This window comes from Candidatus Hepatincolaceae symbiont of Strigamia maritima (assembly GCF_055505085.1).
Window position 1 is genome coordinate 1 of record NZ_DBKDTU010000063.1, and the last position, 12,781, is coordinate 12,781.

Genomic DNA, 12,781 nt, shown 5'->3' on the forward strand with positions numbered 1-12,781 from the left:
AAAAGCAATAATATTTTTAGAGTACTCTATATAAAAAGGTGGCAATGATGTTAGCTATATTAAACTTAAAAAATTATCCAAATATATTTAATATGGAAAATCTTAAAAAAGATTTTGATATTATCTTACAAAGTTTAGCTGAAATGATTGTATTGTGTTTTGTTCCAATGGCTTTCTTCTTATTTGTTAATAAGTTTATTTATGCATCAAGTATACTAGTACTTTTAATCTCTCTTACTGCAACAGTTTTTACAGGTGGGATAGGACTTAGAATTGCCCACAGAAAAGAATGTAGTTATATATCTATGATGGCAGTATTTATAGTTTGCACAATTGCCAGTGGTGCAGTTTTCTTAAAGGAACCCAGCTCCTTTGGCATGAAAACCGGAAATATCCTCACAGCAATTTTTATAGGCTATACCGGCACAATTTTAGTAAAATATTTAGAGAAAATTTTAAGTACTTATAAAATTCTATTTACTGTTTTCATTTTGGCTTTAATTTTAGTTCCAATTGGCTTATATATTAATCAATATTTGGAATTAGTAACTATATATCTAGGACAATTTATCATTTATTTAATATCATTGCACCCATTCTTAATGGGTGGTTTGGTGGGGCTTTCTTTTGCACTGATTATTTGTAGCCCTTTTTCCAGCGTGGGAACTGCTTATATTGTTGGTATTACAGGGGTTGCCGCTGGTGCAGCCTCTATAGGTATTTCTTGCATTACTCTATATTTATTTGCTGCATCAGTAGGGGTTAACGGATTTTTTAAATCATTCTTATTAATTTTCGGTGGTCCTAAAATGATGTTGCCTAATATCATTAAATCTCCTAAAATTACGTTCTTCGGTATGATCTTAGCATTTTTTATATCTGCATTTAGTACAATAATAGGTATTGAAAATACAACACTAGGAGCTGGTTTTGGTATTGTAACTTTAGCAGGCATGACTGAAGGGTTATCTGTTAATTCTTCAATCTTATACGTAATTTTATTTATGGTAATGATACCTTTAATTAGTGGCTTTATCTTTGATAAATTAGCCAGAAAATTAAAATTATATACTACTAAAGAAATACTATTTGTAATTAATAATTAAATTTAGATGGAGAATAAATTATGTCTGAACAAGAAGAATTAATTAAAGTTAAGAACTTAAGTAATATTATGCCCTATGCATATTTTAATAAAAATGTAGTACCCCTTGATAAGGCAGTAGTAAGTATTGCATCTAATAGTTTACAATACGGAACTCTCGCTTTTGCAGGACTGAGAGGTTATTATATAGATGGAGAAATAAGAGTATTTCGTTTAAAAGAACATCATGAGCGTTTAATGAATGCAGCTAAAATCTTAGATTTTAATTATTATATTAGCTATGAAAACTTTAAGGATATTTTTGCAAAAGTAATTAATGCAAATAGGGTTACTCAAAATATTTATTTTCGTCCTTTTATTTTCTGTGATCAAATGCTAATTGCTCCTAGAAAACATCCTAATATGGAGTTTGATTTAGCTATTTATGTAATGGGTATGACTAATTTCGTTGACAATAAGGCACTTAAATTAAAGATTAGTTCTTGGGTAAAGTTTGAGGATAATGCAATTCCTACTAAAGCCAAAGTCGGCGGAGCATATATTAATGCTTTTTTAGCTAATACCGAGATAACAAAACACGGTTATGATGAGGCTATTATTTTAGATAAGAACGGATATGTAGTAGAATCTAATGTGGCAAATATTTTTATTGTGTACCATAATGAGATTTTAACTCCTTTCACAGGACAGGCAGCACTTGAGGGTATTACTTCCAGAAGTTGTAAAGAGTTATTAGAATTAAAGGGTTATAAAGTAAAGGAAGCTTTAATTGATAGGTCGATGTTATACGCAGCAGAAGAAGTTATAATTACCGGCACAGCAGTACAAATAGGCTATGCAGAGTCCATAGATGATAGAATAATTAGTAAAGCAGGTGATGGAAAGCTTACTACAGCAGGTAAATATACAAAAATAATGCAAAGTGAGTTTCAAAAAGTAATTAACGGAGAACATCCTAAATATAAAGAATGGGTTACTTCTTTTAAATAATAACCCTACCTTTTAGGCAGATTTTGTGTAATCTTACACTATTCTGCTTAGGGTTACTAGAATGGGATCGTTGTAATCTATTACACAATGTTATAGTTGCTTGAATGCTGTGGTTGGACTTAGGGTTAGGGTAAGGCGGTATTGAGGTGAGATAGAGTTGGGATATTAAAAAGAGTAATACAAGTAAGGCATAGTTGAGATACTATGGAACAGTCAAGTGTTGCTACGTATAATACTTAATATATAGGCTAAATGAGTTGTATAAAGACATGGAATCTAGCTAAAGAGTATTTCCTATTAGTTTACTTTTTACTGCCTAAGTAAGCAGTGACTATACTCCGTCCTAAGAATGGTAACGGAGTATGACCACAAGGTCTGCCTAAAGAGCAGAAATTATTTTTACACCCTTATCAGGGAAATCAGTAAATAAACCATCTACTCCGGCATCTACAAATAAGAATTTTAAAAGTTCATCATATGAAGTAGCAAATTTAGGTAAATCATCAGCTCTTGCGGTATAAGGATGTACTTCTAAGTTATTAGCTTTTGCATCCCGCACTAAATTTGAAATTTGTACCTTATTGCCTTCTTTGCCTATAATAATTTGTGGGATCCACGGACCTATGCCATCAGCATATTTAGCAATTTCTGTTAAACCCTCTTTAGTTTTAAGGTAGGAATAATCGTTATTAGGAGCTTCATTCCAATCGTTTTCAGCTAACAACATTACAAGCTTACCTTGAAATCCTAACTCTTTTCTAACTCTTTTAACCTCATTAAAATCAAAGATTTGTAAATAAAAATTGTCTTGTTTAGTTACATATCCGTATTTATTCAAGATTTCTAAAACAATTCTAGAAATATCCTTACCCTCCTCTTTATGCCAAGCAGGACTTTTAATTTCAGGATAAATTCCTACATATTTTCCAGTACTTTTATTTAATCCCTGAATAAGTTGTATTTCTTCCTCTAGGGTCGGAATCTGAAAAATAGCACTACCTATTGGAAATCTTTTAGGATAAATTGATTCTTTGGTTCGCTCATTAAAACGCTCTGTTACTTTTAAAGTTTTAAGTTCTGCTAGAGTAAAATCTATAGCATAGTATCTACCGTCTTTTCTTTTTCTGGTGGGGAATACTTCTTCCACATTCGTTACCGTATCTATATGAATATCATGTAATACCACCGGAATATTATCTTTAGTGAGTACTACATCTTGTTCTATAAAATCAGCTCCTTGTCCGTAAGCTAAAGCTTTTGCTACCAATGTATGTTCTGCTATATACCCAGAAGCCCCCCTATGAGCAATAATAACTTTCTTATTAGATACGGCATTAGCCTCTATTACCCCAGTACTATAAGTAATTACCAAAGTTATTACAGCTAAAGTACTTACTAATATTTTTTTCATAATTATAACTCCCTATTTATGATTTGATTTTATTATTATCTATAGCATGTCCCCCGTGATTCCAAGTAAATGCCATAAAGATAATTGCCAAAAATCCTGCAATTATCATTAAAATAAAGTACGTATTCCAACCTAAAGCATCAATTACAAAGCCCGTAATTGCATTAGCAAACAAGGCTCCTCCTAAATAACCGAATAACCCTGTGAAACCAGCAGCTGTACCTGCAGCTTTTTTAGGTACCATCTCTAGAGCATGTAAGCCAATCAACATAACCGGACCATAGATTAAAAATCCTACGGAGATTAAGGCTAAATTATCTATAAGATGATTTTCAGTACCATTAAACCAATAAACAAAAATAGCTATAATCGTTAGGAAAGTAAACAACATCCCTGCAGGAGCTCTTCTTCCGTTAAAAACTTTATCTGAAATAATACCGCATAAAATAGTTCCAGGAATTGCTGCATATTCATAAAAAGCATATGCCCATCCGGAATTTCTAATTGAAAAGCCCTTTACCTCTTGCAAATATGTAGGAGCCCAATCTAGCACTCCGTAACGAATAAAATAAACAAATACATTAGCCAAAGCTATGAACCATAACAACCTATTCTTTAAAATATACTCTACAAAAATTACTTTTGCGGGTAACTCATCTTCAAAACTCTTATCATAACCTTCGGGATAATCATTTTTATATTCTTCAATAGGCGGTAGTCCTGCAGACTGAGGAGTATCTTTCATTAATAAGAAAATAAAAATAGCAATTCCTAATGCCACTCCAGCTGGCACATAAAAATAAGCATGCCAATCATTAAAATAACCGTATCCCCATACTGCTATATTCCCCATAAGTCCGCCACCAATATTATGTGCAATGTTCCACACTGAAACTACCTGCCCTCTTTCTTTAGTAGAATACCAATGTACCATAGTTCTACCACAAGGAGGCCATCCCATACCCTGAAACCAACCATTAACAAACATTAAAATAAACATTATTAAAACTGACGAAGTTGCAAAACTAGTAAAACCGAATAAAAACATAGTACAAGCACTTAATAACAAACCTAAGCTTAAGAAATATTTAGGATTACTTCTATCTGAAACATTACCCATAAAGAATTTAGAAAAACCATAAGACAAAGATACTGCGGATAACACTATACCTAACTCTCCTTTAGAATAGCCTAGCTTTTGTAATTCAGGGATTGCTAAACTAAAATTTTTTCTGATTAGATAATATGCGGCATAACCAACAAAAATGCCTATAAATACTTGTATTCGTAGGCGTTTATATACTGGATCTATTTTTTCTTTAGGCAATTTTTCAATATGCTTAGCAGGCTTTAAAAAGCTTAACATAATTACATTTCTCTTATAATGAATTAAACAAATTAATAATGATTTTGATTTTTCTCTATAACTATTACTAAATAATGTCCTTATTCTCTAAAAAAATCAATATAAAAATTGCTTTATAAATATGAACCCGATCATTTTACTGTATAATAGTACAATTTCTAGTATATTAATACTTATTAATATCAGGATATTTCTTACTATTTTACTAGTGTTATACCCTTAATCCAGTTGCACTGCTATACACTAAAGCATTATTTTTATAAGTTATATTTTATAATATGGTATTTAAAATTTTTACAGATTTAAAATATCATCTCTATTAGTAAATTTACCTAAACTAAACCGTAAGCTTCCCCTACTGTACTCTTTAGCAACCCCCATGGAACTAATGACACGTGACATACTATCCCCAATACTGGTAGCCCCATTTGCTATACAAACTTCATGGGTTGCTAATTTTTTAATTAATTCTAAACTATTAACATTCTTTAGAGAAATACTTAAAGTATTAGAGATTATAATAGCTTTTTCAGCATTAATTTTTAAGTCTAAAATACTTTTTTCAATTAGATTTTGTAATAAAGTCAGTAATTTTTGTTCTTTTTTTATAGCTACTTCTTGATTAGTAAATACTATTTCTAGTACTTTATATAATTCTATAATGCCTATACAGTTTAATTACCGGCTCTTAAGGCAAATTCTTGTTTGCTACAGAAAATTAAAGACTGTAATTCTATATTAGTATTTAGATAGTTAACTGCGATATCTTTTGGTCCGTAAAACTTATAGGCAGTAATAGTATAAGCATCCACAGCAGTATTCTAAATATTATGAATTTTTATTGCATTTTAGCTGAAGGATTATAAAAACAAATTTTATTAAATTCTAGCATCTCTGCTAATACTTCTTCTACTACCGGGGTTGAGAGAAGTATAATCTATAATAGATATTTATTATGATTTAAATTGAATTCACAGTGTGTAATCTATTTTGCTCTCCTAATCCTACTTTGATTATATAATTATATATTACAGTATTCAAGATTGATAATATATAAGTTACTAAAAAAATGTTTTAATAAATCATAGTACATATAATTTTTATATATTGTTATGATTGTTTCTCTAATTTTTTTAATCAACAGATCTAAGAATTGTGATTTTAAACAAATACAATTTGACATATCCTCATTACAATACTAATATTTAATTAATATATTTATAGTATTGTATAGGTAATTCTTGGTTTTAAATAAGAGGTAGGTTTATTATGATGGTATTAATTTTTTCATTATATTTTTTGGTAGTATTAAGAATATTAACGAATAAAGAAAATCTTACTAAATGGATTTTTGTTGCAACATTAATCTTAAGTTTGTTATGGTTAAAATACCACATAACAAGTCCCTTACCACTACACTTCTAATCTAAAAAGACTAAATTAATAAATAAGTAAAGGAAGATCATGCAAAAAACAAACTGTAATTATCAATATTCTCTACACTTTTTAGGTAATATTATAGGATTAGGCATAATATGCGGATTCTTAATAATAGCTTTTATACTACAATTAGTTTTAGGTGAACTAGCCTGCCCTCTATGTCTTTTACAAAGAATAGCTTATGTTGCTGTAGGAACTGCTATGTGTATGAATTTAAAGTTTAAACCCAAGTCTTCTCATTATGGTATGATGTTACTTGCGTCTTTATTCGGTTTTATGGCAGCAATACGTCAGGTTTTCTTACATATTTTACCGGGAGATATGGGTTATGGTACTCCTATTTTAGGTGTATACAATTATTCTTGGAATGCTTTAATATTCTTTATTATTACCTTTGTTGTAGGAATAGCTTTACTTTTAGATAAAGGACTGAATAGTACAGATATTATATTGGAATCTTCATCATGTAAATTCCGGTGTTTAGCTAAGTATTTAGCCAAATTACTGATGATAGTTTTCATAATAATTATCGGCTTAAATATATTTTCAGTATTTTTAGAATGCGGTTTGTACGTTTGTCCTGATGATCCGGTAGAATATTTAATGCTGAAGTAATAAGTACTAACTAACTCTTACTATTTTTCCTTGAAGAGTTTGTCTAGGAGATTTTTAATTTTCTTAGTAATTAGGAGTACTACATGGCAATATTTTGCTTGGGTATAATCTCTAATTTACTCAGCTAATTAACTTCTTAGATGATTAGAGTAGGTGTAAGTTTATAACTCGTACTGATTAGGGATAAATCATTAATTAGGTTATACAACGTTCCTAAGTAATCATCTTTAGCTAACCATAATTTATCTTTTTTTAGTTCCGGTGTTTCTACGTAAAATCTCAGTGTAGTACCGCTAGTACCGGTACCTGAGGTTCTTAAAATAATCCTTGCTTGATTTTCAAAATGTATACTATAACCTTGATTATTAGTTATACTACCATCTATTAGGTCTTGATAATGAAAAACTTCAAACTTTACTATTTTAGCGTGATAGTTTTTAAGATTTCCGCCCTTTGCAGCCTTAGCATTGTTAATAAAACCTGTTATAATATTTTCTGCCACACCAGTCTTAATTCCTTCATAATCAATTCTACTATAATAGGTTCTTCCAAATTTTTCATAATGCAAAGTTAGTAGTTCCGGTAGTGTTTTTTTAGTAATTGCTAAAATATTTAACCAAAATAATATCGCCCATAAGCCATCTTTTTCACGAATATGGTTAGAGCCGGTACCAAAACTTTCTTCACCGCAAATTGTGATTTTATTAGCATCTAAGAGATTAGAAAAATACTTCCAGCCGGTTGGCACTACATAACAAGGAATCTCTAAACCTTTGGCTACCCTATCCACCGCAGAGGATGTAGGCATAGATCTTGCTACTCCTATTACTTCTTTATAACTTGGAATTAAGTGAGCATATTCAAGTAGTACAGCTAAACTATCCGAAGGGTTAAGAAATACCTTGCTTGAGAGTATCATATTTCTATCTCCGTCACTGTCACATGCTGTGGCTAAAACATGTTTTCTTTTAGTTTGGCAAGTTAAATTAAACAACTTAGAATTATTATGATGGTTAGGATCCGGGGGAGTTCCTCCGAAATCCTCTAAAGGAGTAGCATTTATTATATATTGTTCATCACAGCCAAGCTTCTTAATAAAGATATCCTGAGCATAGGGTGCCGTTACTCCAAACATGGCATCATAGATAAAATTAAAATCACCCTTGATTAGGTTTGCAATAGCATTAAAATCAAAAATTTCTTCCATTTTTAAACTATAATCTATAATTGGATCAATTATCTTAATAGTAGTATCTAAAATTCTTAGTTCTTGTAATTTGCTAAGATTAATTATAGGAACTTCTACAACTTTATAGTGTTGTATTTTTAAGCTTTCCTCATAGATTTGATGAGTTAAAGCACTAGAGGCTGGTCCGCCGTTTTTAACATTAAATTTCACTCCGAAGTCACCATTTACACCACCAGGATTGTGGCTGGCAGATAGTACTATTGCCCCATCTAAGTTATATTTTCTTATAAATAGCGAGATTGCAGGGGTAGAAAACAAACCATCTTTCCCCACATATAAGGTCTTCACCCCATTTGCCACTGCTATTTTAATAATGCTTAAAATAGCAGTTTTATTATAATATCTGCCATCTCCACCTACAAGCAAAGATTTATTATTAACCTTATATATATTAAAAATACTTTGAATAAAGTTTTCTAAATAATGCTTTTTCTGAAATACGGTAACTTTTTTTCTTAATCCTGAAGTACCTGGCATTTGATCTTGATAGGGAGTTGTATTAATAATATTGATTAACATCTTAGGTACCGGTATCTATTTTATAAATACTTTTTCTATAAAATATTGCCACTATAATTTTATAATATATATCACAGTAACTTACTCCACAATAATTTATAAATGAAGCCCAAATAATTGTTATCCTCTTTTCCTTACTAACTCTTCTTATCAATCTTACTCTCTCTGAAGCTACATATTCTTTTATTTTGTTATTAGAATTTTATTAAAGTTTTATGACAATGGGATTTTTTTAATAATCTCCTTAACTTGTTCATTATAACGAGAATCCAGTAAAGCCATATTAATAGTTGCCTCTAATAAACCGACTGGATTACCGCAATCAAAGCGTTCTCCTGCAAATTTATAACAGTAAAAGTTATTATCACTAATTAAGTCAGACATAGAGTCTGTTAGTTGAATTTCTCCCCCGGCTCCCTTTTTTGCTTTTTCTAAAACATCAAAAATTTTACTTGGTAGAATATATCTACCAATAACTGCTAAATTAGAAGGTGCCTGATGTTCTGCTGGTTTCTCTATCATACTTTTAACTTTAATAAGATTATGATTTTCAACTTCTTTATTAAAATCTGTATTTGCATGGGATGCTATATTTAAGATACCATAAGAAGATACCTTATTCCATGCTACTTCCTGTACGGCTGCCATCATTTCTATATTATCATACAGATTATACAAATCTATCATTTTCTTCAAACATCCCGGACTTGATTTTAAAAATTCATCCGGAAGAAGTACCGCAAAAGCTTCATTTTCAACTAAAACTTTAGCACACCAAATAGCATGCCCTAAGCCTAAAGGATATTGTTGTCTTGTAAAAAAAGCCTTACCTGGTTTAGGCATTCCTTGTCTAATTAGTTCTAGATATTCATCTTTATTTCTTTTATTTAAATGGCTTTCTAACTCATAACTAATATCAAAATGATCTTCTATCATCACTTTGCCTCGTCCGGTGATAAAAATAAATTCTTCAATTCCTGCTTCCATAGCCTCTTCTACGGCATATTGAATAACGGGTTTATCTAAAATAGGTATCATTTCTTTCGGAATGACCTTAGTAGCAGGTAGAAATCTAGTTCCAAGCCCTGCTACCGGAAAAATTGCTTTTTTAATTCTTTTACTCATCTCTTATTTATTTCCTTTTTCTAAAGGTTTATACTTTCTCTAGTTTAGAAATATTAATTTTAACTATTTAGAGATTTAGAGATAATTTCATATAATCCTTTAGAAATAGTCTTCTCTTGCAGAATCTCTTGCATAATTTTTTTCATTAATTCAGCATTAAGAGCTTTAAGTTTATGCCATTTTGAAAAAACAGTTGCCAAACGAGCAGCTACACTAGAATTAATTATATCCAGTTTTATTATATTATCTTTAATAAAATTATAGCCACTCCCATTACTTGCATGGAAAGCTAGGTTATTAGCCGTAAAGCTTCCTATTAAGGCTCTTACTTTATTAGGATTTGTGATGGAAAAAATTTCTAACTGTATCAGCTCCTTAACTTTAGTTAAGGTATCATCCGATAGGGTTAAAGCCTGCAAAGATAACCATTTATCCATAACTAGAGGATACTCTTTATAGGTATTATAAAAATCTTTAAACAGTTCTTCCCTAAGAGGGGTTTCTAAATCTTTTACTGCAATTAGAGTTCCTAAACGATTTGTCATATTCTGAGTATTTTGATAATGCTCTTTAACTATGCTTATATCATTCCCTCTAGCTAAATAATACACTATAGTATTTTTTAAAGCCCTGGTATTCATCATCTGCGGGGATAAATTTAGAGGATCCTCAGGCAAATTATGATAGAGATTTTTTAAATCATCTCCTAAATATTCTGTTAATTTATCGGTGTATAGAATTAGCGTTTTATAAATATTTTCAATTGGCAAATTATTTACGAATTCATCACTAATACTATCAAAACTAGGTAATTTAATTAATAAATTTAGTAATCCGGTATTAAGAGTTTTCTCATATAAAAGATCTCTAATTGGATTAAAAATTTGTGTCTCAATCAGTGTGACTTCCCCTGCCTCTAAATCTTTAATGGTTTTAAGAAGGTGGTGCTTTAAGTATAATTGCATAAAATTATGCTGATTTACACCGTCATCATCATATTTTATTAAATGCCTTAAAGCTACTTCCTCATAATTATAATCTAAATTAATCGGTGCAGAAAACCCTCTGTTAATAGAAAGATAAGGCTCAATCTCAATACTGCTAAAAATGATCTCTTTGTTAGAAGTATCAAATAAGATGGTAGTTTCTTTACCTAAAGACTTCTTATGGTTAATTAATTCTATTCTCTTACCATTTATATCAAATAATGCTAATTTTAAAGGTATAAGTAAGGGTTCTTTATTTTCTTTATTCTCTTGGGAAAACTTTAGGGTGAATTCTTGAGTTTTATCATTATAAATTGTATTAAGGGTCACTCTTGGTGTACCTTTTGTATGATACCATCTTTTAAAGACTTCTAAGGAAATATTTGCAACCTCACTCATCGTATTGACAAAATCCTCACAAGTAACAGCCTGACCATCATATTTAACAAAATATAAATCTATACCCTTCTTAAAGTTAGCATCTCCGATAATCGAGTGAATCATTCTGCAAATCTCAGCACCTTTTTCATACACTGTAACCGTATAAAAATTATTAATTTCTATATAACTTTCCGGTCTGATAGGGTGTGATAAGGGACTCTCATCTTCTTTAAACTGTTTAGCTTTTAAAAATTCAACCTGCTCTATCCTAATTAAATTCTTCCCATGAATATCCTCTGAAAAACTTTGATCACGAAAGACAGTTAAACCTTCTTTTAGGGTTAATTGAAACCAATCTCTGCAGGTAATTTTATCACCCGTAAAATTATGAAAATACTCATGTGCTACTACTGCCTCTATATGAAAATAATCATTATCCGTAGCAATTTCCGGTAATGCTAAAATATAAGCATCATTAAAGATATTTAAACTTTTATTCTCCATTGCCCCAAAGTTAAAATCACTCACTGCCACAATATTAAATACCCCTAAATCATATTCCAAGTTAAAGGTTTCTTCATCCCATTTCATAGCCTTCTTTAGACTCTCTAGAGCAAATCTTGCCTGTTCTTTTTTGCCTTTTTCAACAAAAATATTTAACTCTACTTTTTTGTTACTTATGGTTGTAAAAATATCAGTTATACAATCAAAATCTCCTGCCACTAAAGCAAATAAATAACTAGGTTTTCTAAAAGGGTCTTCATAGGTAACCATATGCCTATCTTGTGCTAGCTCTTTTGTAGCAATTCTATTCCCGTTTGAGAGTAAAATAGGATATTTTCTAGCATCAGCCTCAATATGGACTAACCATTTTGTCATTACATCTGGTCTATCTAAAAACCAAGTAATTCTTCTAAACCCTTCAGGTTCACACTGGGTACAAAGGCATGTATTACTTTGATAAAGTCCCATCAGTTTGGTATTTTTATCAGGGAATAATTCTACTTCTATGCTTAGACTAAATTCATTTGCTACATTCTTAATGGTTAAAAAAGTAGCATTAATCACATAATCTACATTATTAGCTAATAATTTATCATTGATTCTTACAGCTTTAGTAATTAAATCTTCACCGAATAATACTAAATCTGTTTGTTGAGGATTTTGTCTTTTCATTTGTTGAGTAGAGGTAACAACAGTATTTTCATTAATATTAAAGTATAGTTCTATATTTTCTACTGTAAAATCCGATTTTTTATAATCTTTTAAATAATGAATTTTATCCTGCATTATATTTTTTATCCTTATAAACTTCTAAGAACTATTATGAATTTTATGATGTTTTTGCAATAAAATCTAATCTTGTTTCCTGATAATTAGTATCTAAGATAATACTATCTGCCGGACATACAGCCACACATTGACTTTTATCATAAGCACCAATACATTCAGAACATAAGTGAGGGGTAATTACAAAAATCTCTGCTCCTTCAGTAATAGCAACGTTAGGACATTCCGGTACACAAGCGCCGCAATTAGTACAATCTAATGTAATCTTTAAAGCCATAGTAATCCCTTCTATTTTTAGAAAATT

At 30.4% G+C, this 12,781-nt stretch carries 12 protein-coding genes; 4 read left to right on the top strand and 8 right to left on the bottom strand.

Annotated elements, in window-relative coordinates:
- The first annotated feature begins 44 nt into the window (after window positions 1-44).
- Both ACQCX0_RS01375 and ACQCX0_RS01380 read left to right on the top strand, forming a co-directional pair.
- Window positions 45-1,106 (top strand): PTS sugar transporter subunit IIC, encoded by a 1,062-nt coding sequence (locus ACQCX0_RS01375; RefSeq protein WP_465029866.1) that lies wholly within the window; start codon window positions 45-47, stop codon window positions 1,104-1,106.
- A gap of 20 nt (window positions 1,107-1,126) precedes the next feature.
- Window positions 1,127-2,095 carry an aminotransferase class IV gene (locus tag ACQCX0_RS01380; protein ID WP_462562342.1) on the top strand — a complete coding sequence of 323 codons (969 nt, stop codon included), beginning with the start codon at window positions 1,127-1,129 and terminating at the stop codon, window positions 2,093-2,095.
- Between the two features lie 379 nt (window positions 2,096-2,474).
- Here ACQCX0_RS01380 and glpQ read toward each other — a convergent pair whose 3' ends face one another.
- From glpQ to ACQCX0_RS01400, 4 genes are all read right to left on the bottom strand, one after another.
- Complete coding sequence (gene glpQ, locus ACQCX0_RS01385; RefSeq protein ID WP_462562343.1) at window positions 2,475-3,506, bottom strand: glycerophosphodiester phosphodiesterase; 1,032 nt, start codon at window positions 3,504-3,506, stop codon at window positions 2,475-2,477.
- A gap of 16 nt (window positions 3,507-3,522) precedes the next feature.
- Window positions 3,523-4,872, bottom strand: coding sequence for a glycerol-3-phosphate transporter (glpT, locus tag ACQCX0_RS01390; RefSeq protein WP_462562344.1), 1,350 nt, complete (start codon window positions 4,870-4,872; stop codon window positions 3,523-3,525).
- 294 nt (window positions 4,873-5,166) lie between these two features.
- On the bottom strand, window positions 5,167-5,541 hold the full coding sequence (locus ACQCX0_RS01395; protein ID WP_462562353.1) for an aminotransferase class V-fold PLP-dependent enzyme: 375 nt from the start codon (window positions 5,539-5,541) through the stop codon (window positions 5,167-5,169).
- 5 nt (window positions 5,542-5,546) lie between these two features.
- Window positions 5,547-5,684: a hypothetical protein gene (locus tag ACQCX0_RS01400; RefSeq protein WP_462562345.1), complete on the bottom strand. Its 138-nt coding sequence runs from the start codon at window positions 5,682-5,684 to the stop codon at window positions 5,547-5,549.
- A gap of 460 nt (window positions 5,685-6,144) precedes the next feature.
- Between ACQCX0_RS01400 and ACQCX0_RS01405 the strand changes: the two genes are divergently transcribed.
- Both ACQCX0_RS01405 and ACQCX0_RS01410 read left to right on the top strand, forming a co-directional pair.
- On the top strand, window positions 6,145-6,297 hold the full coding sequence (locus tag ACQCX0_RS01405; protein ID WP_462562354.1) for a DUF5993 family protein: 153 nt from the start codon (window positions 6,145-6,147) through the stop codon (window positions 6,295-6,297).
- 39 nt (window positions 6,298-6,336) lie between these two features.
- On the top strand, window positions 6,337-6,927 hold the full coding sequence (locus ACQCX0_RS01410; protein ID WP_462562347.1) for a disulfide bond formation protein B: 591 nt from the start codon (window positions 6,337-6,339) through the stop codon (window positions 6,925-6,927).
- 136 nt (window positions 6,928-7,063) lie between these two features.
- Here the strand turns inward: ACQCX0_RS01410 and ACQCX0_RS01415 are convergent, their stop codons facing one another.
- From ACQCX0_RS01415 to ACQCX0_RS01430, 4 genes are all read right to left on the bottom strand, one after another.
- Window positions 7,064-8,695, bottom strand: coding sequence for an alpha-D-glucose phosphate-specific phosphoglucomutase (locus tag ACQCX0_RS01415; RefSeq protein WP_462562348.1), 1,632 nt, complete (start codon window positions 8,693-8,695; stop codon window positions 7,064-7,066).
- A 213-nt stretch (window positions 8,696-8,908) separates the two neighbouring features.
- The gene (galU, locus tag ACQCX0_RS01420; RefSeq protein ID WP_462562349.1) at window positions 8,909-9,820 is read right to left on the bottom strand and encodes a UTP--glucose-1-phosphate uridylyltransferase GalU; all 912 of its coding nucleotides are present in this window, start codon (window positions 9,818-9,820) and stop codon (window positions 8,909-8,911) included.
- 59 nt (window positions 9,821-9,879) lie between these two features.
- Window positions 9,880-12,477 carry an aminopeptidase N gene (gene pepN, locus ACQCX0_RS01425; RefSeq protein WP_462562351.1) on the bottom strand — a complete coding sequence of 866 codons (2,598 nt, stop codon included), beginning with the start codon at window positions 12,475-12,477 and terminating at the stop codon, window positions 9,880-9,882.
- A gap of 43 nt (window positions 12,478-12,520) precedes the next feature.
- The coding region (locus ACQCX0_RS01430) for a YfhL family 4Fe-4S dicluster ferredoxin (RefSeq protein WP_462562352.1) at window positions 12,521-12,781 on the bottom strand (261 nt) is incomplete at its 5' end.